A 24,514-nucleotide genomic window follows, 5' to 3' on the forward strand; every position below is an offset into this window, starting at 1 on the left:
AAACAACGCCCTATTGCTCACCCTTCATTCGGGGCTAACGGGAACAACAAAGGGACTAATCATCATCGCTATTTGCCGCCAAGGGACAGGCGGCTTCGATATTGGTTTGCCATTATTGTTTTGTTCGGCTCAATGAAAGCCATAATTGGCAATACCAATACATCGAAAGAGGTTAGTCACAAAAAGATTTTATGTAAAGCCTGTTGCAGCCCATTGTGGGGCATACGGCGTGATTCCCCACGTAGCATGCACCGATATGCCGCAGAATCGCGCACCGGATTCATCTGCGATTCGGTTTGCTCACGTAAAGCGGATTGCAAAAAGCCCGCGCATCGGCCGATGCGCGGGCTTTTAATTAAGTTAAGTCAGGTTAGTGCAGAACCTTATTGGCAGGCCACTTCGCCCAGTCCAATCACGTAATCCTGGCTGTAACCAAGCGGCGAGCTGAACGGAATCTCACCGTTTTTACCCGCGGTCGCGATGACGTAGTCCGCCAGTGCCTGGCCGGCCGGGCGGCGCTCGGCGGTGATCACATCGCGGGAGTACTGCGAGTAATCCTGCTTCAGATCGGCGACGGAACCGGACGCGTTGGCAATTTCATAAACCAGGGATGGATCGAGGTTGCACGCCGCGTCGGAGAACCACACCTTGCTGCCCTCAGAGCGGAAGTTGCCGTCGTCGACATCGCGCGCCAATTCATCGCCGCGCTCGTTCAGCGCCTGCACCACGTCATCTTTCTCCTGGTGGATGCTGTTCATCAGGAACATGTTGTCTTCCCACAGCACGCTCGCGCCGACACGTACACTCAGGATGTCTTTGCGATAGTTCATGAAGAAGTTGTCGAACATGTGCGTGGTGCCGCGACGGATCAGCGGTATGCGGCGCAGGGTGTTGCCCAGGCTGCTGTAGCTGTCGTCGGTGGTGATGAACGCGTTGTGGTGCATGGTGGTGCGAATCTGCTCGTTGATGGTCCGGCTGTCGCTGGAACCGTGCAGGGCCGCGCGCTTCACATTGATCAGTTTGTTGAAACTGATGGTGATGTCATAGGCACCCACTTTCACATCAAACGCCGCGTCACCAGTGGTGTCGAAGGTGTTCTTGTGAATCCAGATGTCGTGCGACGCACCGGTGTTGCGGATCATGTCCGGGTCGAGACCGTGGTCTTCCGTGTGGCCGGCGCCGCGGAAGTCCAGATGCGTCAGGATCACATGCTCGCTGGTCATAGTCGGAGTGCCGCTGCTGTCGGCACCGATGGCAAAACCATTGAAACGGAAGTAGCCGTTGCTCATGCGACCGTCGAGGGTTTTGTGCGAGCCGATCTTGGTGTTGCGGATCGGCAGGTTTTTGTCGTTCAGGCGGTCGTTGAAGAATTCCACCGCACAGTTCGCCTCGGACACACCGTTATCGGCACACCACTGCCGGTAGTCGATACACTGGGCTTCGCTGCCACCGATGGCCGCCTGCACGGAAGCGTCGGCACAGTGATTGCGGTGCATGGAGATTTCGGTTTCGGTTGCGAAATCGAACTTGTCGAACACGATCCAGTTCGGTTCATTGCCGGTTACCGCATCCAGGAGCTGCTGTTCAACGGAGCGGCCCTGGCTGTCGTTTTTGGTGATGACGGTCAGCTTGCTGTTGCCATTCGGGTCGTAACCGCCCATGGCGTTCTCACCGTAGCCCACCGCACGGCCAAGGGTTTTGAACAGACACTCGACAATTTCCTGATCGGTATCCAGCTCGCTGGAGTCGCGCCAGTTTACGTTCGGGTCAGCGGCCAGGGTGTAGCAGGCCGTACTCACTTCCGGGGATGGGAAGGCGCCACCAGAGGAAGAAGACGTGCCGCCACTGGAAGACGAACTGGAGCTGCTGCCGCCGGAAGAGCTGCTCGAAGAAGAGCTTGTGCCACCGGAAGACGAGCTACTGCTGGACGAGGAACCGGAAGAAGAACCGCCAGAGCTGGAGGAAGAACTGGAAGACGAAGAGCCCACATCACCGGTGGCGTTGTACACCTCGAATTCCGCGATGTACGGCGCGCTGCTGGCGCTGTCGATTTCCAGGTTGATCTTGGACATGGACACATCGCCCAGATACACCTGCAATGCGCTGCCAATTCCACTACCGGATGCCAGTTCCACGCCGGTGTCGTTGTTCACCAGACGCCAGTTTTGTACCGCGTTGCCATTCTCGCGAATGATCACGGTATTGAAGCTGGTGGCGCTGCTCCACTTGATGGAGACGCGCTCGCCACTACTGGAAGACGGCTGCCAGGCACTGCCGAGATCGCCATCGCGCACGTCACCGTAACTGCCGCTGCCCTTGCTGGAACCGTCGGAACCTGCACCGATGGACAGGTTTGCCCCCAGTTCGCCGGGAACGGAACCGCCGGAACTGCCGGTGCCACCAGAGCTGGAAGAACTGGAAGAGCTGGAGCTGGTGCCACCGGAGCTGGAAGAGCTGCTGGAGGAACTGGAGCCGCCGCCGGACGATGAGCTGGAGGAACTGCCGCCGCCGGTCACCTCACAATTGCCGTCATCCACCAGCAGGCCGTTGTTGGCACCGGCGGTCGCGGCCACGATCTGAGGCACACAACCGGCGTCGCTCAGCTGGTAGCTGTAGGGGACGTTCAACGTGGTGGTGGACACCGGGTTGGGGCCCGCCGGGTGAGAGTCGGAACCCTCCGGGCTCCAGGTGATGTTCGACCAGACATTGCCGCTTACTTCCCAGTAACCCATATCGTCGGTGTAGAAGGTGCCGAGTGGATCCTTGGAATTTTCGAAGTAATTGTTTTCCGCCTTCATCACACCGCCGATGCGCGGGTTCATGCCGGAGGAAACCAGGCCGGAGTAGTGGTTGTTGAACGCATGCGCGGTAGCGTGGCGCAGTAATGGGGTGCGGGAATTGATGTTCTCGTACAGGTTGTGATGGAAAGTCACCGGGCCGTTGTTGTCGTCGCTGTCGCTGGAGCCGACAAGGCCGCCGCGGCCGGAATTGCGCAGAATGCTGTACGACAGGGTTACGTATTTGGTGGTGGCCTTCATGTCGAACAGCGCATCATAGCCTTCACTCTCACCGCCGGACGCTTCCAGGGTCAGGTGATCGCCCCAGACGTTGTACACGTTCGATTCCATACCGATGGCATCGCCCCCGTTAGAGGTCGGCGAACCGGATTTCTTAACATTCCGCACATGCAGGTTTTGCAGAATGATGTTGGAGGCATTGCGCAGGTGAATACCCAGCTCATCGAACAGCGCGCCGTTACCGACACCGATGAGGGACACGTTGCTCACATCCTTGATTTCAATTACACCGTCGGCGGTATTACAGCTGCTGCCGGAGACCTTGCTGGTATTGCCGTGATTGATGGTGCCTTCCACGTGAATGATGACCGGGGTATCGCTTGAGGGGCGATTGCACAGGGCCGCGTGGATTTCGGTACCGGTGGTGGCATACACCACGCTGCCACCGGCGCCGCCGGTTGTACCTCCGTTGAGGGTAGCGTAGCCAATGGGCTGCGCTGTCGCGCCCGCGGCCATGACGCTGCCCAGCAGCGCGCTGAGCACTGCCGATTTCTTCAGCTCAAATTGCATGTGACCTTCCGTTATTTTGTTATCGAGAAGATTTTTCAGACGACCGGCCACGGCGAACCACTCCGCACTGGAGTCACCGCAGATCTACTGTCCGGAATACAACTTGAGGGATAGCAGGACCAATCATCATCGCTGTGGGTGGCGGATACCGCGATACCATCCCGACTGTCCGGCTTGCCATTATTGTTTTACCTAATGATTAATTGGCAATACCAAAAAGCGATGAGAGGTTAGGCAAAGTTAGAGCTGAAGTAAACGCGACACTTTGGTGCAACATTCTGTTTTGTGACTTTGTGCGAAAAATACCAGCAATTACCCGCACCTTATGGCGCAAAAAGCATTTCCAGATACCACAAAAGGATATTGTGCGCCAAAATTCTGCAAAGCGGATTTACCAATTTCGAGATGAAATCGTCTTGTGGTCATCCGCGCAGCTCGACCAAAATCTTGCATTCCGGATCAGGCCTTGCGCCTACTCACGGTTCACCAACGGTCGTTCCGATCATCCAACCATACGGTGCCAGCTTGGCGCCGGCGTCGTCCCAGCCCTGCGCATACAGAGGTTTGGCCCGCGCTAGCCCGGCGTCGAAAGCCAGGGGCGATGGCGATAAGTTGGCCAGCACAAGGATGCGCTCGCTCTCATCATGACGAATGAAGCCGACGCCACCGGCGGGCAAGCCATCCACAAAGACGGTGCCGCCGGTGCGTAGCGCGGCGTGGCTGCGGCGCAGGCCGATCAGCGTTTGGTAATGTGCGTAGATGTCGCCGTCAAAGGCCTTCCAGTTGAGTTGGTAGGCGTCGAACAGCACGGACCAGTCAGTCCAGGTCGGCTCGTCGAATTCCTGCCCCATCAGGATGTGCGGTACCCCATCCATGGCCAGCAGCACCGCCGCCGCCGGGCGGTGGGCGGATTGCCCCAGGAAGGCAGAGACGCGGCCCTGCTCTTTTTCTTCCAGCCAGCGCATACGCAATGCCCCGCGCGGGAAGCTGTAGGTCGACTCACGCCAGTAGCGGCCGAAGGCCGCGCCATCGGCCTGGCCTTGAGCGCATCGCCGCAGCATCTCGCGCGTGCCGCCCTCGTACGTCAGGTCGCAGGCAGCCAGGTGGTGAAACTCGTCGTAGGCCTGGGAGATGAGCGCGATATCCGGGCGCACCGCTGCCAGCGCGGTCCGGATCTGCTCGAGGAAATCGCACGGCGTGATGTCGGAATCGTCGAAGCGCAGGCCATCGATGTCAAAACGTTCGATCCAGCCGCGCATGCTGCCGATCAGGTAGCGCCGCAGCTCGTGCTCGGCAAAGTCAAAACCGGCGAAATAGTCGCGGTTGGGGACGGCGTAATAGATGCTTCCGTCGGCGCGGCGCGTGTACCAGTGCGGATGTGTGCGCGTGAAGGGGTGGTCCACGGCGCTGCGGTTGAGCGTCCAGTCCAGGATCACCCGCATGCCGCGCGCGTGCGCGGCGTCCACCAGCGCGCGCAGGGAGGCGGCGTCGCCCAGGGCGGGATCGATGGAATCGAAGTCGCGCACCGCGTAAGGATCGCCCAGTGTGCCGCGCCGTCCCTCTATGCCGATGGGATGGACCGGCATGATCCAGAGCACATCGACGCCCAGCTCACTCAGATAAGCGAGTTTGGCGCGCACGCCGTCAAAGTCGCCGCCGAAGGCGGGTACCGACAACTGGTAGATCACACCGTCGCGCAGCCAGTCCGGGCTGGCCAGCGCCGGGCGCGCGTGCAGGGGGCCCGGTGTGGCGGCGCTCAAACCGGGCTGGCGCATCAGCACCTCGCCCGCTTCATCCACCGTCAGACAGGAGTTGTTCTGGCCGTCTTCCGAGATCCAGGGATTGGCGGGGTCGACAATCCAGTCCGAGCCGTCGATGACAAACTTGTAGAGGTGACGTCCGGCCGGCACCGGTAGCGTGGTTTGCCAGCGCGTGGCTGAAATGCGTTCCAGCATACAGGCGTCGCCCACCCAGCTGTTGAACGTGCCCGCCAGCGCGACACTGCGGACGCCGGGTGCGGCATCGTAGATAAAGCGCACGCCGCCGGATACAGCGCGTGGCAGCTGGGATGGGTCAGTGCGGAATTGTAAATCCATGGATGTCTAAATAGACGCCTCCCTTTCAGCGTTACCAGACACGTGATTCGGGCTTTTTCATTACCCGTGCGACTACACCGGATACCGACATAGCCGTGAGGATCACCGAAGGTAACGGATTATGGCGATGCGAGAATTGTGGCAGCAGTGTCGATGGAGGCCCTCCTCCCTCGATGGGGAGGAGAAAGTTTGGCCGGATTCCGTTGTGGCCCAGCCACTACGTCCACCATCGAAAATTCGGAGCTTTCAATTCCTGCCGCATTCCGCTCCTCAGTTGCCCCCACCACCACGCGTACCGTGGCGACAAAAAAAAGCCGGGCAAAAAGCCCGGCAATACCATCCTGATGATGATGCGAGGAAATCAATGAAACATGCCGCTGTTACGGGCAGCGGAGAATCGCCACCCTCGGTGAGCAGCCCATTAGGGTTACTCGATCAATCCCAGCGCCCGCGGCAGAAACTCGCTGATCGCCGGCACCAGAGTGACCAGCGCCAGCACCACAAACATCATGAGGTACATGGGCATCAGCGGGCGAATCAGCGCCGTGATTGATGTTTTGGAAATACTTGCCCCCACGAACAGCACACTGCCCACAGGCGGTGTGCAAAGGCCGATACACAGGTTCAGGATCATCACGATACCGAACTGCAGTGGCGACATTCCCAGTTCGGTGACCACCGGCAGGAAGATTGGGGTAAAGATCAGTACCGCCGGGGTCATGTCCATGAACGCCCCCACGGCCAGCAGAATCAGGTTGATGGTAAGCAGGATGAGCAGCGGGTTATCACTGATGGTAATCAGCGCCTGGCTGATTGTCTGCGGAATATTCTGGTAGGACATGATCCAGGACATCGCCGAGGACGCGGCGATCAGGAACATCACAATTGCCGTGGTCTCCACGGACTTGGTCAGCAGCGCCGGCAGCTCACCCCACTTCACCTCTTTGTACACCACGCAGGACAGCAGCAGCGAATAGAGTACCGCGACCGCACTGGCCTCGGTGGCGGTGAAGAAACCGCTGATGATGCCGCCGATTACAATAAAGATAAGGAACAGGCTGGGCACCGCATCCAGGGTTTTCTGTAGGGCGAATTTCAGGGTCGGCTTTTCACCTACCGGATACCCTTTGGCCTTGGCCCAGATCCCGCATACGATCATAAGACCGAGCGCCAGCAGCAGGCCGGGGAGGTAACCGGCGATAAACAGTGCGGCGATGGACACACCGCCGGACGCCAGCGAGAACACGATCAGGATGTTGCTCGGCGGAATCAGCAGGCCGGTGGTGGAAGAAGCCACGGTCACCGCCGTGTTGAAATTCTTGTCGTAACCCTCTTTGGTCATGGACGGAATCATGAAACCGCCGATGGCGGAGGTCGCCGCCACTGCGGAACCGGAAATGGAACCGAACAGGGTGCAGCTGATGATGTTCACAAACGCCAGGCCGCCGGGGAGCATGCCCACCAGCACCCGTGCAAAATCAATGATGCGACGGGCAATACCGCCACTCCCCATCAACATGCCGGAGAAAATAAAGAACGGAATCGCGAGCAGCGCAAAACTGTCGATGCCGCTGGCCATGCGCTGAGCCATGGTGATCATGGCCGGATCAAAATCGATAGTGCACAGCATGGTGAGCACGGTGGCCGCACCAATACTGATGGAAATGGGTACGTTCAGGGCGAGAAGGATCAGGAAACTGACCAGCAATACGATAACGGCGACTTCCACAGTAGCTCTCCTCGCTTAGGCTTCAACGGCAGCTTCGGGCTGCTTTTGTTTTTCTTTTTGAGCAACGGAAGCTTCGCTATCCGCGCCTTCAGTGTAGGGATGCACACCCGAGTCGAATTCCGCCGGCAATTCCTGCTTCGCCGTTAGCAGCTCCACCAGCTGGTCGAGCGAGAAAATACAGATCAGCAGGCCTGAGAGCGGCAACACGCTGTAAACAAAGCCCATGGGAATGTTCAGCGCCGCAGAGTACTGTTCCAGCTCAAAGGTAAGGAGCATCAGCTTGGTGCCGCCATAAACCATAGCGGAGGCGGCGAAGGCAAAGCACACCAGCACCACAAAAACCTGTACAGACTTGCGCGCCGCGCCGTGCAGCGCGTTGGTTAGCAGATCAATTCCCAGATGTGATTTTTTGCGGAACGCATAGGCGCCGCCGAGGATACCGATCCACACCAGAAGGTAGCGCGCCAGCTCTTCGGTGTAAGAACTCGGCTGCATCGGCAGGAACCGGGTGAGGATCTGCCAGGTGACGTCCACCACCATCAGCGCCAGCAGGGAGCCGAGCACTAAAGCCAGCGCCTTTTCAATTTTCTGCATCATCTTTGCCTTCCACTGTTATTTTTCTAGTGGGCTCTTATTTCTTGCGGACACGCTGTGCCCAACCTGCAATTTTTCTTTCTGTTGGACCCGTCGCCTGTAGGAGCCTGCTTGCAGGCGAACCCTTCGGAGCTCCGGGCCGTTCGCCTGCAAGCAGGCTCCTACAAGAGTGCGCGCACGCACTCGTATCAATTGATTGCCTTGATCTGCTCCAGCAGCTCACCCACTTCGGTACCGCTGTAGCTGTCATGCAGGGGCTTCACCGCATCGATGAACGGCTGCTTGTCCGGGTAGATCACTTCCACACCGGCGGCTTTCACCGCGGCCAGGGATTCCTCGGTGGACTCCTGCCACAGCTTGCGCTGGTAGGCCACCGCCTCTTCCACCGCCTGGTTCAACCACGCCTGCTGTTGCGGTTCGAGCTTGTTCCACACCTCGGTGCTGATCAGCAGCAGGTCGGGCACATAGGTGTGCTCGTCCAGGGTGTAGTATTTGGAAACTTCGTAATGCTTGGAGAGATAGAAGCTCGGCGGGTTGTTCTCGGCACCGTTGACCACGCCCTGCTGCAGCGCGGTGTAGAGTTCGCCCCAGCTCACCGGCGTGGCAGCGCCGCCGAGGGCGTTGACCATCTTGATCGCGGTCTGGCTGTTCTGCACACGGATCTTCTGGCCGTTCAGGTCTGCCGGTGTCTGCACTGCCACATCGTTCATGTAAAAGCTGCGGCTGCCCGCATCGAGGTAGCCGAGGCCGCGCAAACGCGCGCGCTCGCAGGCGAGCAGCAGGTCTTTGCCGATATCGCTTTGCAGCACATTCCAGAAGTGATCGGAATCGCGGAAAACGTACGGCAGGTTGAAAATTTTCATCTCCGGCACGAAGCCCTCCATGGGACTCGCGGAGACCTTGGTCATGGCCAGGCTGCCGATCTGCAGCAGCTCGATGAGCTCGCGCTCGCTGCCCAGCTGGCCGCCGGAATAGATGTCGATACGCATGGTATCGCCGGAGAGTTCGCGCAGGCGCTCGTCCATGAAGACCATGGCCCGGTGCACGGAATGCTGCTGGTCGAGGGTGTGGGCCAATTTCAGGGCCACCTGATCCTCTTTGAAGCCGCAGCTGGCCATCAACACAGTGGCGCCCGCCAGCGCCGCAGCGCCCAGCTGCCGTATGAATCTTCTCATTATCATCATCTTGACCTGCGATCTATTTCTTATCGGGTACAGGTTTGTCGGTATGCCCCCGGGACGCACCCGGGCCAATGGCAGACCAAACTGGTCATACCATGCTAACAACAACCGGTCAGGTGGCGCAATCCGAGATTTCAGTTTGCAACGCGGTGCATGGCATACCGGTATCATGCAAGGTATCGGGCGCATGTAGTCAAGCGCCCGCGCTGCAGTAAAAAACGCGCCATACTGGCGCAATTTTCCTCACCGAAATTCGCGCGGACTTCGTAGGAGCCTGCTTGCAGGCGAACAGTCCGAAGTCTTGCCCCATTCGCCTGCAAGCAGGCTCCTACAGGGCACAGAGCGAGGCGAACGTTGATATGCCCCACAAAAGCAACGATCGATGCTACGCCAAACTGACGCTTTTTTGATCGTCAATTGCGGACCCGGCCCGACCATCTTTGCCTGACCAGTCCACTCTGTGCATCGTATCAGCAGGCCGCTTCCGCCACCGCGCCGCCGGCCGCATCAGCAAAGTACTCCACACGCGGAATGATCGCGCCGCGGTGGCCGATCACACGGGCGGCACAGCGGTTGCCGGCGGCAATCGACTGCTGTGGACTGGCACCCTGCAGGCGCGCAGCCAGGTAGCCGGCGTTGAAGGAATCCCCGGCACCGGTGGTGTCGACCACGCTGGAGACCGGCGGCACGTCGATGGCGGTCAGAACACCATCGACCTGCAGCAACACCGGCTCGGCACCGCGCTTGATCACCAGTTCCGCCACGCCGAAGTCGCTGTTGCGTTTGAGACAGCTGCCCGGGCGCTCATCGCCCCACAGCGCCTGCTCATCTTCGAAAGTCAGCAGCGCCATGTCCGCCTGCTGCAGGAACTCCGCCACCACAGTGCGCGCGGCCTCGGCGGACGCCCACAGGCGCGGGCGGTAATTGCTGTCGAAGGCCACGCGGCCGCCATTCGCGCGATACTCATTCAGAAACGCCAACAGTTCGGCGCGGGCTTCCGGATTCATGATGGCCAGGGTGATGCCGGACAGATACAGACAATCCATCTGATTCAGGTGCGCCTTCAGTGCGTCACGACGAGCGGGATCGGCGAACAGCTCCCGCGCTGGCGCTTCACCACGCCAGTAGGTGAAGTAGCGCTCGCCATCGGCGGTGTTCTGAATCATGTACAGGCCTGGGCAGCGACCCGGCAGGCGCGCAATAGCGCTGGTGTCGATACCCTCGTCGGCAAGACGAGTGAGCACTTCCTCACTGTAGGGGTCTTCCCCCAGCAGGGTGACGTAGCTGACCTCGACGCCACCGCGGGCGATGTAGACCGCAGTGTTGTAGGTATCTCCGGCATACGACTGCGCTAGCAGCGCCTTCTGCCCACTCCCCTGGCTCACCGCTTGCGGCGCCAGCTCCACCATGACTTCTCCCAGTGCTGCCAGTTTCACTCGACTCTCCAAAATACAAAAATACTATCTAATAGTCTTTATTACTATTTGGTAGGATACACCCGCCGCAGAATCAATAGATACCTCGATTCTCGCAGCCCAGACGCGTCTTGCGACCGGAGTGAGCTTGTCTGCCACAAAATGCCTTACCAGAATGGTTGACTGGTATAACCAATTTTTGGCAACATGGCAACAACCGGTGCTGATCGACACCTCGCATCAGCATCGCGGTTTTCTCCATCGCCTGGCGCACCGGGCACAGGGGGCTGGTTTGGACCCCCTTGCCTTTGTTTCGCGCATACCGCCCGCTCCCTCTCCGGTATTTACCGGGTGGCGAGCCGGGCTTTTCTTTGTTGGGGCCGAGCTTGGGCTTAGAACACTAAGCTCGCGGCGGAGATGAAACCTTACAACAATAAGCGGGGCCGGCAGCGGTGCAAGTAACCCGATCAGCCGATCCCAAATGGCAAACCCGAAATCTGGAAGCATCCACAATGACACGCCCGCTGATCCTGCATCCCGACCGTCTGTTTCCGGCCGATAAAGCAAGCCGGGACATCGCCCGCAATCTTTACCAGAGCGTGAAAGATCTGCCGATCGTCAGCCCCCACGGTCACACCGACCCATCCTGGTTCGCGGAAAACAAGCCGTTCGGCAACCCCGCCAACCTGCTGATTCGCCCGGATCACTATGTCTTCCGCATGCTCTACTCCCAGGGCATTGCGCTGGAGCGCCTGGGCATCCGTACCCAGGACGGCACCGAGGTCGAACAGGATCCGCGCAAGATCTGGCAACTGCTGGCAGACAACTACCACCTGTTCCGCGGCACCCCGTCGCGCACCTGGCTGGATACCGTGTTCCATGATGTGTTTGGCCTCGACGTGCAGCTGAGCAGCGAGACCGCCGAGCTGTATTACGAGCGTATCGACAGCGAACTGAAAAAGCCGGAGTTCCTGCCGCGCGCGCTGTTCGAGCGTTTCAATATTGAAGTGATCGCTACCACCGAGTCCCCGCTGGACGATCTGCGCCATCACCAGACCATCCTCGACAGCGACTGGAAAGGCCGTGTGATCACCGCCTTCCGCCCGGACCCGGTGCTGGATCCGGATTTCGAGGGCTTTGTGGATAACCTGGCGCAGCTGGCGGAAATCACCGGCGAAGATACCTCCACCTGGGCGGGCTACCTGGCGGCGCTGCGCAACCGTCGCGAATTCTTCAAGCAGATGGGCGCGACCTCTACCGATCACGGGCACCCCACCGCCACCACCGCGAACCTGTCTGCGGCGGATGCCGAGGCGCTGTTCCTGAAGGTCAGCACGGGCAACGGCAGTGCGGCGGATGCGGAGCTGTTCCGCGGTCAGATGCTGACCGAAATGGCGCGCATGAGCCTCGAGGACGGCCTGGTGATGCAGATTCACCCGGGCTCTTACCGCAACCACAACAAGGTGGTGTTCGAGCGTTTCGGCCGCGACAAGGGCTGCGATATTCCATCGCCGACGGAATACGTGCGTGCGCTGCGTCCGCTGCTGGAAGCGGTGGGCAACGAGCCGGACCTGACGATCATCCTGTTCACCCTGGACGAGACCAGCTACAGCCGCGAGCTGGCCCCGCTGGCGGGTCACTACCCGGCGCTGAAGCTGGGCCCGAGCTGGTGGTTCCACGACAGCCCCGAAGGTATGCGTCGCTTCCGCGAGCAGGTGACGGAGACCGCCGGTTTCTACAATACCGTCGGCTTCAACGACGATACTCGCGCCTTCCTATCCATCCCCGCCCGTCACGATGTGGCGCGCCGCATGGACTGTGTGTGGCTGGCGCAGCTGGTCAGCGACCATCGCCTGCAGGAAGACGAAGCCTTCGAACTGGCCGCCGACCTCGCCTACAACCTGGCGAAGAAAGCCTACAAACTCTGACAAATGCCACTGCCGGCAAGCTCCTCCTGTAGGAGCCTGCTTGCAGGCGAACCCCACTGAGCTCTGTTTTAAGTTCAGTGGCGCCGGAGCACCGGGTATCTGTTTTCAGAACCGCTGTGAACCCATCCCTGGGCACTGCGTCGCAAACATCCATGTTTGCGACGCTTCTGAAAACAGATCCCCGGCCCTCCCGCTTAACTTCAGAGCACAATACTTCGTAAGCGATGACGCGTTCGCTCAACCGAGTAAAAAACTTATGAGCCAAGAAAGACTCAACAACAGCCTTCTCGAAAACCTCCCCGCAGAGGTGATCAAACCGGCCTACGACCGCAGCGAGGTCACCACTGGCATCGTGCACCTGGGCATTGGCGCCTTCCACCGCGCACACCAGGCCTGGTACACCGAAAACCGTATTGCCGCCGGTGAAACAAGCTGGGGCATTGTGGGCGCGAGCCTGCGTTCCGCGGGTGTACGCGATCAGCTAGTGCCGCAGAACGGTCTCTATTCCGTGGTGGAAAAATCCAATGCGGGCACCAAGGTACAGATCGTGGGGGCGGTAAGTGATGTGCTGGTGGGACCGGAGAGCCCACAGCAATTACTGGAACTGCTGGCCCAGGAAAGCGTGCGCATTGTTTCCCTGACCATTACCGAGAAGGGCTACTGCCACGATCCGGCGAGCGGCAACCTGAATCCGCAGCACCCGGATGTGGTGCACGATCTGGCGAATCCGCAAGCGCCGAAATCCGCGCTGGGTTATATCGTCGGCGCGCTGGCACTGCGTAAGGAGCGCGGTCTGCCGGGCTTTACCGTGCTGTCCTGCGACAACCTGCCGTCCAACGGCAAGCTGCTGGGCCGTGTGCTGGTGCAGTACGCGGAAAAGGTCAGCGCGGAACTGGCGGCGTGGATTTCCGACAACACCACCACACCAGCCACCATGGTGGACCGCATTGTACCGGCAACCACCGACAATGATCGCGCGGAGCTGGAGGCGATTCTTGGCTGTCGCGATGAGGCGGCAGTGATGGCGGAGCCCTTCGCTCAGTGGGTGGTGGAAGACAATTTCCTGCGCGGCCGCCCGGAGTGGGACAAGGCCGGCGCGACGTTTGTCGATGAAGTGGAAGTCTACGAGCTGATCAAGCTGCGCCTGTTGAATGGCTCGCACTCCATGCTGGCCTACAGCGGTTATCTGTCCGGTTTTGAAACCGTGGCGGATGTGATGGCGGAGCCTGCGTTCAACAAGCTGGCGCTGCACTTCATGAAAAGCGAAGCGACCACCTCCATCGACGTACCGGCGGATTTCGACATCGCGGCCTACCAGGCGCAGCTGATCGAACGCTTTGAAAACCGCGCGCTGCGCCACCGCACCTGGCAGATCGCCATGGACGGTTCACAGAAGATCCCCCAGCGCTGGCTGGGCACCCTGCGCCACCAGCTGGAAAACGGAGGCCCCATTGAGGTGCTGAGTTTCGCGCTGGCGAACTGGATTCGCTATGTGGCGGCGGTGGATGAGAAAGGTAACGCCATTGAGGTTTCCGATCCGTTGGCGGCGGACCTGAAGGCACTGTGCGACAAGCACAAGCCTCAGGGTAATGATGCACTGGCGACGGCGTTCCTGGCGTTCACGCCGGTGTTCGGGGAAGACCTGCGCAACAGTGAGCGCCTGCACAGTGCGGTGGCCGGCTGGCTGGACAAGCTGGATGCGGAAGGCACCCTGGCGTGTGTGCAGAAGCATTTTTCTTCTGTCGGCTGATGGCAGCGGCCTGAATTTTTGTTTTGATTAGCTCCTCGTTTTTCGGGGCACGGTTTGAATTTGTCAGTTTTTAGTTTGTTTTTTTGTTTTTCTATTTGTTTTTTTCTCGCTTAGTTTCCAAACCTCGATTTGAGTATTTGCAGGAAACAACCTTTCAATCCCGCGGCCAACACCGCGGGATTTTTTATGTGCGCTCGAAAATTCGGGTTGCTACTGGTTTTTGCGGTTCTTACTTAGTGCCCTCGGTCTTCAGCGGATTGTCTTCACCAAAGCGGCTGGCGTCGTCTGCGGGATTGTCCGGGCCCCAGGCGTCTTCGTCTGCCATGTTGGGCAGGTGGTGGGCAATACCGCGGTGGCAGTCGATGCAGGTGGCCTTGCCGGTGGAGAGCTGGGTGGCGTGGAGTTTGCGCGCGCGCTCACTCTGCACACTGAAATCCATGAATTCGAAATCGTGGCAGTTGCGGCATTCCAGCGAGTCGTTGGCTTTCAGACGCGCCCATTCGTGACGGGCCAGCTCCAGGCGCTTGTCGAGAAATTTTTCGCGGGTGTTGATGGTGCCGAAAATCTTGCCCCACACTTCTTTGGAGGCCTGCATCTTGCGCGCGATCTTGTGGGTCCACTCGTGGGGCACGTGGCAGTCAGGACAGGTGGCGCGCACACCGGAACGGTTAGTCCAGTGAATGGTGCCCTTCAGTTCCTCATACACGTTGTCGCGCATCTCATGGCAGCTGATGCAGAATTTTTCGGTATTGGTCGCTTCCAGCGCGGTGTTGAATCCGCCCCAGAAAATGATGCCGGCAATAAACCCGCTCAACAACAGGAAACCGAGGCTGAACGCCGTCGCCGGTCGGCTCAGTGTGTGCCAGTAGCCTTTTATCCACTCCACCATCGCTCGATTCCCGGCTGACATTATTGGGCGGACTGCTGCTTCCGGTTGCGCAGCAGAATATCCACATCCTTGAAGCTATTCCCCACCGGCGGCTGTGCATTGGTCTGGGGCACGTGACACTGCAGGCAGAAATAGCGCCGCGGTGCCACATCTGCCAGCACCTGGAAATCCCGGTCCATGAAATGCGTAATGCTGATCATCGGCGCACCACTCACGCCGGTCTGGATACGGTTGTGGCACTCAAGGCAGCGATTGACGTTTTTGTCAATCTGGTAATCGCGGATAGTGTGGGGAATAGTGGGCGGCTGCTCGGGGTAGGCGCGCACGCGCTTCCCCTGGGCATTGACCGGATCGGCCAGAGGTGGCGCACTCTGTTCTTCAAACAGGGTACCGCCCTTGCGAATGCCATCCGGTCCGGGCGCATCCGGAAACTGCTCCGCGACGGTTACCAGACCGCACGCCAGCACGATCAGCGCGGCGGCGAGCGAAAAAACCTGCCTTCCATTCATCGTCGCCTCCCGTCACGCCAGAGAAATCAATTCCAGCTTCACCGCGCATTTCTTGAAATCGGTCTGCCTGGAAATAGGGTCGGTCGCATCCAGGGTGACCTTGTTGATCAAACGCTGGGCGTCAAAGAACGGCACATAGATAAGCCCCTTCGGCGGCCGCGCGCGCCCTCGCGTTTCCACCCGCCCGATCATGTCGCCGCGCCGGCTGATGATCCTGATTTCGCTGCCGCGGCGAAACCCCTGCGCCTGTGCGTCGTCCGGGTGCATGTACACCAGCGCAAAGGGCACGGCCCTGAACAGTTCGGGCACCCGCTGGGTCATGGAGCCGGTGTGCCAGTGTTCCAGTACGCGCCCGGTGCATAACCAAAAGGGATACTCACTGTCCGGGGATTCCGCCGGCGGCTCGTAGGGCAGCGCGAAAATGCGCGCGCGACCGTCCTCGTTACCGTAGAACTGCACACCGGTGCCTTTTTTAACATAGGGATCGTAACCTTCGCGGAATCGCCAGCGTGTTTCCCTGCCGTTAACGACCGGCCAACGCAACCCCCGTACCTTGTGGTAGAGATCAAACGGTGCGAGGTCGTGACCGTGTCCGCGGCCGAATGCCGCGTACTCCTCGAACAATCCTTTCTGCAGATAAAAACCGAACGCATCCGACTCGTCGTTGGCAAAATTACTGTCGCGCTCGGTATTGGCGAAGCGATTAGCCTGGCCGTTCGCAAACAGCACCTCATACAAGGTCTTACCGCGAAAGTCTTTTGCCTGGTTGAGTAGTCTCTCGGGCCAAACCTCATCCGTCTTAAAGCGCTTGGAAAACTCCACCAGCTGCCAGAGATCGGACTTACTTTCTCCCGGCGCCTTGACCAGTTGGCGCCAGAATTGGGTACGCCGCTCGGCGTTGCCATAGGCACCTTCTTTCTCCACCCACATGGCCGACGGCAGGATCAGGTCCGCCGCCTGTACCGAGGTAGTGGGATAGACATCGGAGACGATGATGAAGGTGTCGGGATTGCGCCACCCCGGCAGCAACTCGCCCATCAGGTTGGGGCCGGCCTGCGCGTTATTGGTTGTCTGGGTCCAGTAAACTTTGAGTTTGCCGTCCTTCAACGCCCGGCTCTGTGCCACCGCGTCAAAACCGGGCTTCTCTGGAACGGTGCCCGCGGGCAGTCGCCAGATTTTCTCCGCGGTGGCGCGGTGCTGGGGATTGGCCACCAGAAGATCCGCCGGCAGGCGATGGGAAAAAGTCCCTACTTCGCGCGCGGTGCCGCAGGCCGAGGGCTGCCCGGTAAGCGAAAACGGACTGTTGCCAGGGCTGGAGATTTTCCCGGTGAGCAGGTGGATGTTGTAGATCATGTTATTCGCCCACACGCCGCGGGTGTGCTGATTGAAGCCCATGGTCCAAAAGGACATGACCCGGGTCTTCGGGTCGGCATACAGCTCTGCCAGTGCGTTCAGGCGTTTCCGGGGAATGCCGGTATCTTTCGACACGCGTTGGAGCGAGTAAGGCTTGAGGAATTCGGCGTACTCCTCAAAACTCATATCGCTCCATGTATTTGCCTGGGCGCGCCCACTGGCGTTCTGTTCCAGCGGGTGCTCGTCCCGCAGGCCGTAACCGATATTGGTTTCCCCGCGCACAAAACGGGTATGCTTTTTAACAAACCCTGTATTCACCCGGTTGTTCTGGATGATGTAGTTGGCAATGAAGTTCAGGATCAGAAGATCCGACTGTGGAGGGAAAATAATCGGGATATCCGCCAGTTCAAAACTGCGGTGGTCATAGGTAGAAAGCACAGCCACCTTGCAACCGGGGTGCGACAGGCGCCGGTCGGTCACCCGAGACCACAAAATCGGGTGCATCTCAGCCATGTTGGAGCCCCACAGCACGAACGCATCGGCGTGTTCAATATCGTCGTAGCAACCCATGGGTTCGTCGATACCGAAGGTGCGCATAAATCCAAAGGCCGCAGACGCCATACAGTGACGCGCGTTGGGATCAAGATTGTTGGTGCGGAAACCGGCTTTCATCAGTTTGCTTGCAGCGTAACCTTCCCACACCGTCCACTGCCCGGATCCGAACATCGCCACGGCATCCGGACCATGGTTGGCGATCGCCTGCTTGAATTTCTGCTCCATGACATCGAACGCCTGATCCCAGGACACTTCGACAAAATTCCCGTTCTTATCGTATTTGCCATTGGTCATCCGCAGCATTGGCTTGGTAAGGCGATCGCTGCCATACATGATTTTCGACAGGAAGTAACCCTTTACGCAGTTGAGCCCGCGGTTCACCTCCGCCTTGATATCGCCGTGGGTCGCCACCACGCGGTTGTCCTTGGTGGCCACCATCACACTACAGCCGGTGCCACAGAATCGGCAGGGGGCTTTGTTCCACTGGAGCACATTGGCGCCACCCCGGCTCACCAGGTTCTGTGCTGCCGCCGGCGCCGCCAGCCCGGCGGCGGTCGCAGCCGCAACCACCGCACTCGCTGTGGAAAATTCGCGCCGGGTAATTGCCATCTCAGCGGTCTCCCACAATTTTTATCGGCTGCTCAGGACTGCGTGCTTCTGGTATTTCCACCAGCACATCGTCCGCATCGGCAAGCGCCAATTCTTCGTGATAGACCATTACCACATTCAGTACACCGGGCTGATCCTTGATGGTCTCGATAGTTTCATTGACCTGAAAATGATCTCTTGTTTCCAGTACCACCACCAACTTGCTCTCCCCGTTGCCGAGATGGATCTGTAGCTCCGCGCGGTCATCGATCCAGCGGCTGACCACGGCAAGTTTCTGCGGTCTCACATGCACAATCAGACTGACGATATGCAGTGAAGGGGCTGCGGTTGGATTCCGGAAATTCGTGCTCTGCTCCGACATTTTTCATCTACTCCCGAGGTCCGGCCTCCGGCCGGAAGAAAAGACGCTCAGCCTGCGAGTTCACAGACGCGATTTCATCCAGGCGGCCCTGGCGGACCGAAGATCATCTGCAGAATCCACACTGCAAAGCCGTAGCCACCGACAATGGCGATCGCGAGGATGGGAAAAAGGAAAACGAGGATGAACACCACCAGGCGGGTTTCCCGCCTCCGCTGCTCAGATATAACAACGGGCTTCTGCTGCGCCAAACCAGCCTCTCCACTCATAACCAGATGAAATCATTGGAATTTACCTATATGACGAGTGCCGGCTGACACGCCAGTTCCCTTACAAATTCATACAGGTATAGCGCAGCGCCGTCGCTGACCGCCTCAATTAAGTTTAGAAAGTGCACTCGATACAACAAGAAATCCGCGGCCCAGACAGGCAGACCCGTCCCGGAAAAAATAGCTATAAAGCAATTGACGCCGCAGACTGCGAGCGGAGAACGAATCGAGAAAAAAGAAGGGGTAGGGGAATATATTTCCCGAAAAAAGCCGGGCCGAAGCCCGGCAAAATATATGCGGAAATGAGAATTACAAACAACAGGAGTCGGTGCCGCCGTATTACCACACAACAGCACCGAAATACCTGTTCCGTCGCCGGAAACCACACCAAATGACGCGTGCGGTGTCCGGCCTGGCAGGCCTCTGGCGGTCGTTTTTTCACAACCACTAGAGTACTACCTTACTAGCCACTGCGGATCAGAAATTCACCCGCAGGCCCAGCAATACTTCGCGGCCGGTGCTGTTGTACTCTCGCACCAGATCCTGGTCTCCCAATGGACCGGTGGTGTACAGACGCTCGGCCTCATTGGTCAGGTTGATCGCTTCCAGGCTGACCTTGACGTTGTCGCTGATGTCGTAAAACGCGGACATATCGACACGGGTTGGGCCGGTGGTGGCGAAGGAAGCGTTGCCCTCACCGCCAGTACCGGAGGTCACGTAGTCGTCGCGGTCGTTGACTACCACGCGCGCACCGAAGCGATCCACTTCGTAATAGACGCCAAAGTTGTAGCTGTTTTCAGACAGACCTTCCAGCGGGCCTTTTACACCGTTGCCGTATTCGGCATTGGACTTCACATGGGTGAAGTTGGCCAGTACACCGAAGTTGCTGCCCCAGCCGGGAAGGAAGCTCAGAGGTTGCTGGTAGGAGAGCTCATAGCCATCAACCGTAGCACCCTCGCCGTTGACGGTAGTAGTAATGTCCCAGCCGCTGCTGTACGGGTCTTCCACGTTCGCGTCGTACAGCGGACTGGAAGGATCGTACTCCGGACGTGCGGCAACAATCGCCGCCAGCTCCGCCGGCAGTGCCTGGTCGTTCACGGTAACGCTGGTGAGGAAACTGTCGATCTGCTTGTGGAACACGGTCAGTGCCAGTACGGATTCCGCATCGAAGTACCACTCCAGGCTTACGTCGGCGGAGTCGGCACGCATCGGTTCGACCTCGGGGTTAGCTGCATTCACGGTACCGCGCACCGGCGTTACCGTTGTCGCCGCGAGACCGCCGAGGCCCGGGCGCGCGAAGTTGCGGGCGAGGCCGACACGCAGCAGCAGGTCCTCCTGCAACTCCAGCACCAGGTTGGTGGAGGGCAGGATTTCGGTGTAACTATCTTCCGGCAGGTTGCCCACGTCGGTGGTGGTTTCAACAATACGCAAACCACTGTTGACGGTCAGCGGCAGGCCCAGCAATTGGGTTTCGACGGTCGCTTCCGCGTAACCGCCAAGGGTCTCCTCCACCACGTTGTAGGTGCTGGAATCGTTGTCATTCAGTGTCCACTGGCCAACACCGTAGGCATCTTTGGTGGCGTAGAAGTCGTTCACCAGCCAGTTGGTCGGGAAGCCGGACGGCGAATCAACGCCGCTGCCAAAACCGCTGACCTTATCCGCCAGTTGAGCCGTGAGCGCTGCGGTCAGTGCCGGAGTGGTAAGCGAACCTTTGGTTGGATCCCAGCGCTGCGAATCCACTTCGCGACTGTTCCAGATCAGACCGGTTTTCAGCACGGAGCTGTCGCCATTGATGGTCAGGTCAGCGCGGAATGTATCGTTGGTGCGCTCCACCACGTCGCGGCGCAGGGTCGGGCCGGAGAAAACGTAGTTGTCCGGATTCAAAATATCGAAACCGTAAGACATCTCCGCAATATCGCCATTCTCAAGGAAGGAGTAGCTGAACGTTGAGGTTTCGTTTGCCTCGATGTTGAAGCGCAGCTGGTCTTCGGTGTGCTTGGAAACCGCGTTGCCGTACATCACGTCCAGCACTACGTTGTCGGTCAGATCAAACTTACCGGACAGCACCACCTGGGTGAAATCGGTTTCGCTGAACTGGCCGCGGCTTTCTGAGCGGGGTTTCACGCCCTCGAACGTGCCGGCCACGATATTGCGGCCACTTTCATCCAGCGTAACTTCTACTGGAGTGATGCTGTTGAAGGTGTTGCGGAACTGCGCGAAGTAGTTGTAAGAGGTTACGTCTGCTTTCAGGTTGGAGTTCAAAACATCCAGGGTGAATTCCATGGTGTCGGTGGGGCGGAACTGGAAAGAGCCGGTCAGACCAAGGCGCTCCTGCTCGCGGTTGAACGAGTCCATACGCGGCAGACGCGGCGCCCACATGTAATCCAGTTTCTCGTCGGCCTTGATCGCTTCATCCGGATAGTTCGCCTGCGGGTTGGGCGTACCGTTGATCACCACATCGGCATCGGTACCCACCCAGCTGCGGTCGCCGTTGTCGAACGGGCTGGTCCAGCGTACGGTGCCGAAACCTTCCTGGCGCACGGAGCGTTCGGAATAGGCGGCGCTCACCAGCACACCCAGCTTGTCATCCATAAAGGTGTTGCTGTACAGGCCGACAAAGCGCGGATTTTCCTCTTCGGCAAAGCTGTCCACCATCATCTGGCCGCCGAAGGAGAAGTGCTGACCGGGCTTGTCGAATGGACGCGCAGTGGACAACTCAACAGTTGAGGCCAAGCCACCCTCTTCCACGGAAGCGATGGGCGACTTGTGGATAGTGATGCGGTTGAAAAGCTCAGACGCAAACACGTTGAAGTCGAAATCGCGGCTGCGATTCACACCGCCGGAGGTGTCCAGGCCGCCGGTACTGGCCGGCACTTCCATACCGTTCAGGGTGGTGCGGGAGAAACCAGGACCGAGACCGCGTACGGTAATGTTACGGCCTTCACCACCCTCGCGGGTGATCGCTACGCCGGGAACACGCTGCAGAGACTCTGCCAGGTTCAGATCGGGCATCTTGCCTATGTCTTCGGCGATGATGCTGTCAGTGTTGTTGGCACTGGTGCGCTTGGTATCCAGCGCCTGTTCCAGAGACTGACGGAAACCGGTAACCGCGATTTCCTCCAGTACCGTGTCTTCCTGCTGGGCTTCTTCCTGTGCAGCTTCCTGGGCGTATGCCGGGGATGCCAGTGCCATAGCCAGAACAAGCGGTTTTATTGTGTAATTGCTCATTACTAAGACTCCATACTCTCTCGTCAATTATTTTCGCCAACTCAAGACACCGTCTATACGCTGGCTGCCAAGTTTTACCTCTTCAAACTTCAGATTGACCGCATTCTCGATGACGAGCGGTGTCTCCACCTTCCCTACATGAATATCCCTGAACAGCACATCTTTCAGGGGGGCGGCTTCGGGCGCGTGTACCTCGAGGAAAGTACCCACTTCCTGCACCTGAATATTTTCAAACACGATGTCCTGGTACGTGGACGGGAAAAATCCGCCGAGCTCGCCGGGATAGTTGAGCTGGAACCAGAACAGATTGTCGAAGGACTCGACCGTGAGATTGCGCAGCCGCACATTTTCTACCAGCCCGCCGCGATCCAGATTGGCCTTGAAGCGGAACGCGGAAATGCCCTTGCGCAGAATGTTGTCAGAAAAAAATACATCGCGGATTCCGCCGGACATCTCGCTGCCAAGCGCGATACCATCTTCGCCACCCATATCGTTATTGCGCACCACGATACGCTGACTGGGAATACCGATATTGCGGCCGTCCAGATCGCGTCCGGACTTCACCACCACGGAATCGTCGCCGGTGCGGAACCAGCTGTTTTCCAGCAGCACATTGCTGCTAGACTCGATATCCACCCCATCGTTATTCGGGAAATGGCTGTCCACGCGGATGCCACGCACGGTCGCGTGATCGGTGTAGACCAGGTGATTGACCCAGAACGGGGAGTTCAGCGCAGTGAAATCCTGCAGCAGTACGCGTTTGGCGTGAAAGAACTGCACCAGCGGTGGACGCAGGAAGGTACCCTCACCAAATATGCGCTGCTCTACCGGCACCGCATCCGCACCCATACGGCGCAGGCGCTGCATATCCGCGTTCTGTTGCGGGTGCCAGAGTTTGAATTTGCTGTCGGCATTGCCGTCGATGGTGCCCTTGCCGGTAATAGCGACATCTTCCACGTTGTTGGCGTAAATCAGCGGCGAGTAGGTGTAAAGCTCAGTACCCTCCCAGCGGCTTTTCACCACGGGCAGGTAATGCTCCGGCTTGGCGGAAAAGCGCAACACCGCGCCCTCTTCCAGATGCAATTCGATACGGCTTTGCAGGACAACCGGACCACGGCTGAGCCACTCGCCGCGGGGAATCACCACACGGCCACCACCGGCCTTTACCGCGGAGTCAATTGCGGAAAGTACCGCCGGGCGCACGTCATCAGGCTTCGCACCAAAGTCGGCAACAGAGAAACTGCGCGCGGGTATAGCCGGCATTTGGATACCGGCAACGATTTCTTCGGCTAGCTTCCAGTCGCTTGTTGCCTCGACATCACTTGCGCATACGGTCGCTGGCGCACTCGTAATCAGGGCGCACAGCATCAGGCCCCGCAGGCTGCGGGGGAGAGAGATCATCGCGTTCATCGTTGCTCCGAAACGTATTATTTTGATATTTCAGGCGCACGCGCCCGCCCCCTCACGTAATCACGTGAGAGAAAAGCAACCAGTCATTCAAGAATCTATCGAACCAGACAGACCGACACAGGACGCGCCGGTTTGTCTCGCGGTAACGGCAGTTACCGCGGCCAGCGGAACACTGGGAAAATATGTTTAATTATTTATTCGTTACTGGGCTTGCCAATGGTGGCGAGGATGCCGCCATCCACGTACACCACCTGACCATTGACGAAATCACTCGCTTTACTGGACAGGAATACCGCGGCGCCCTGCAAGTCTTCCGGGTTGCCCCAGCGACCCGCCGGCGTGCGGCCAATGATAAATTCATTGAACGGATGGCCATCCACACGGATCGGTGCGGTCTGGCTGGTGGCGAAATAGCCCGGGCCGATGCCGTTCACCTGAATGTTGTGGCGCGCCCACTCGGTGGCCATATTCTGAGTCAGCATTTTCAGGCCACCCTTGGAAGCGGCATAGGCAGAAACGCTGTCGCGTCCCAGCTCGCTCATCATCGAGCAGATGTTGATAATCTTGCCGGCGCCACGCTCAATCATGCGCTTCACCACCGGGCGGGTCATCACCATCACGCCGGTGAGATTGGTCTGCAGCACCAGGTTCCACTCGGCCAGATCCATTTCCAGCAGCGGCACACGGCGAATGATGCCGGCGTTGTTCACCAACACGTCGATCGGGCCCTGCTCTTGCTCGATCACCGGCACCATTTCGTTCACTTCGTCTTCATTGGTGACGTTGAACAGGTAGCCGTGGGCGTCGTAGCCCTTTTCACGCAGCTGCGCGACGGCGTTGTCGAGTTTTTCCTGGGAGGAGTGGCCGGTGATCACCAGTTTGGCGCCGGCATTACCGAGACCTTCCGCCATGGCCATGCCGAGGCCGTGGGTGGCACCGGTTACCAGGGCGAGTTTTCCGCTCAGGTCGAACAGGGAAGTGGACATAACAAACTCCAATCTCTTTCTGTAGGAGCCTGCTTGCAGGCGAACCGGGTTTTCCCCGGTTTTCCTAT

The 24,514-nt window shown here is 58.8% G+C and carries 16 protein-coding genes; 2 read left to right on the forward strand and 14 right to left on the reverse strand.

Annotated elements, in window-relative coordinates; all coding sequences use genetic code 11:
* Window positions 1–383: 383 nt before the first annotated feature.
* The 6 genes from FDY93_RS07230 to FDY93_RS07255 all read right to left on the reverse strand — a co-directional run bounded on the left by FDY93_RS07230 (window position 384) and on the right by FDY93_RS07255 (window position 10,623).
* A complete protein-coding gene (locus tag FDY93_RS07230; RefSeq protein WP_171018924.1) occupies window positions 384–3,587 on the reverse strand; it encodes a pectate lyase family protein in 3,204 nt (1,067 codons plus the stop codon).
* Window positions 3,588–4,063: 476 nt separating this feature from the next.
* Entirely contained in the window at window positions 4,064–5,683 is a 1,620-nt protein-coding gene (locus FDY93_RS07235) for an alpha-amylase family glycosyl hydrolase (RefSeq protein WP_138235083.1), read from the reverse strand.
* Between the two features lie 427 nt (window positions 5,684–6,110).
* Complete coding sequence (locus FDY93_RS07240; RefSeq protein WP_138235084.1) at window positions 6,111–7,412, reverse strand: TRAP transporter large permease; 1,302 nt, start codon at window positions 7,410–7,412, stop codon at window positions 6,111–6,113.
* 15 nt (window positions 7,413–7,427) lie between these two features.
* Window positions 7,428–8,006, reverse strand: a complete 579-nt coding sequence (locus FDY93_RS07245; protein ID WP_421655127.1) for a TRAP transporter small permease — start codon at window positions 8,004–8,006, stop codon at window positions 7,428–7,430.
* Between the two features lie 188 nt (window positions 8,007–8,194).
* Window positions 8,195–9,187: a TRAP transporter substrate-binding protein gene (locus FDY93_RS07250; RefSeq protein ID WP_421655125.1), complete on the reverse strand. Its 993-nt coding sequence runs from the start codon at window positions 9,185–9,187 to the stop codon at window positions 8,195–8,197.
* A 470-nt stretch (window positions 9,188–9,657) separates the two neighbouring features.
* On the reverse strand, window positions 9,658–10,623 hold the full coding sequence (locus tag FDY93_RS07255) for a sugar kinase (protein ID WP_138235087.1): 966 nt from the start codon (window positions 10,621–10,623) through the stop codon (window positions 9,658–9,660).
* A gap of 491 nt (window positions 10,624–11,114) precedes the next feature.
* Between FDY93_RS07255 and uxaC the strand changes: the two genes are divergently transcribed.
* Together uxaC and FDY93_RS07265 are read left to right on the forward strand one after the other, a co-directional pair.
* Window positions 11,115–12,530: a glucuronate isomerase gene (uxaC, locus tag FDY93_RS07260; RefSeq protein WP_138235088.1), complete on the forward strand. Its 1,416-nt coding sequence runs from the start codon at window positions 11,115–11,117 to the stop codon at window positions 12,528–12,530.
* A gap of 256 nt (window positions 12,531–12,786) precedes the next feature.
* Window positions 12,787–14,280, forward strand: coding sequence for a mannitol dehydrogenase family protein (locus FDY93_RS07265; RefSeq protein ID WP_138235089.1), 1,494 nt, complete (start codon window positions 12,787–12,789; stop codon window positions 14,278–14,280).
* A 229-nt stretch (window positions 14,281–14,509) separates the two neighbouring features.
* Here FDY93_RS07265 and FDY93_RS07270 read toward each other — a convergent pair whose 3' ends face one another.
* The 8 genes from FDY93_RS07270 to FDY93_RS07305 all read right to left on the reverse strand — a co-directional run bounded on the left by FDY93_RS07270 (window position 14,510) and on the right by FDY93_RS07305 (window position 24,446).
* The gene (locus tag FDY93_RS07270; protein ID WP_220446129.1) at window positions 14,510–15,169 is read right to left on the reverse strand and encodes a cytochrome c3 family protein; all 660 of its coding nucleotides are present in this window, start codon (window positions 15,167–15,169) and stop codon (window positions 14,510–14,512) included.
* Between the two features lie 20 nt (window positions 15,170–15,189).
* Entirely contained in the window at window positions 15,190–15,678 is a 489-nt protein-coding gene (locus FDY93_RS07275) for a nitrate reductase cytochrome c-type subunit (RefSeq protein ID WP_138235091.1), read from the reverse strand.
* Window positions 15,679–15,690: 12 nt separating this feature from the next.
* On the reverse strand, window positions 15,691–18,195 hold the full coding sequence (gene napA / locus FDY93_RS07280) for a nitrate reductase catalytic subunit NapA (protein WP_138235092.1): 2,505 nt from the start codon (window positions 18,193–18,195) through the stop codon (window positions 15,691–15,693).
* A gap of 1 nt (window position 18,196) precedes the next feature.
* Window positions 18,197–18,556 (reverse strand): chaperone NapD, encoded by a 360-nt coding sequence (locus FDY93_RS07285; protein WP_138235093.1) that lies wholly within the window; start codon window positions 18,554–18,556, stop codon window positions 18,197–18,199.
* 74 nt (window positions 18,557–18,630) lie between these two features.
* A complete protein-coding gene (locus FDY93_RS07290; protein WP_342776605.1) occupies window positions 18,631–18,804 on the reverse strand; it encodes a periplasmic nitrate reductase, NapE protein in 174 nt (57 codons plus the stop codon).
* Window positions 18,805–19,299: 495 nt separating this feature from the next.
* Window positions 19,300–22,050 (reverse strand): TonB-dependent receptor, encoded by a 2,751-nt coding sequence (locus FDY93_RS07295; RefSeq protein ID WP_138235095.1) that lies wholly within the window; start codon window positions 22,048–22,050, stop codon window positions 19,300–19,302.
* Window positions 22,051–22,077: 27 nt separating this feature from the next.
* Complete coding sequence (locus FDY93_RS07300; RefSeq protein ID WP_220446130.1) at window positions 22,078–23,460, reverse strand: glycoside hydrolase family 28 protein; 1,383 nt, start codon at window positions 23,458–23,460, stop codon at window positions 22,078–22,080.
* 194 nt (window positions 23,461–23,654) lie between these two features.
* The gene (locus tag FDY93_RS07305) at window positions 23,655–24,446 is read right to left on the reverse strand and encodes a gluconate 5-dehydrogenase (protein WP_138235097.1); all 792 of its coding nucleotides are present in this window, start codon (window positions 24,444–24,446) and stop codon (window positions 23,655–23,657) included.
* Window positions 24,447–24,514 lie beyond the last annotated feature (68 nt).

The organism is Microbulbifer harenosus (assembly GCF_005771435.1).
GTDB classification, from domain to species: domain Bacteria; phylum Pseudomonadota; class Gammaproteobacteria; order Pseudomonadales; family Cellvibrionaceae; genus Microbulbifer; species Microbulbifer harenosus.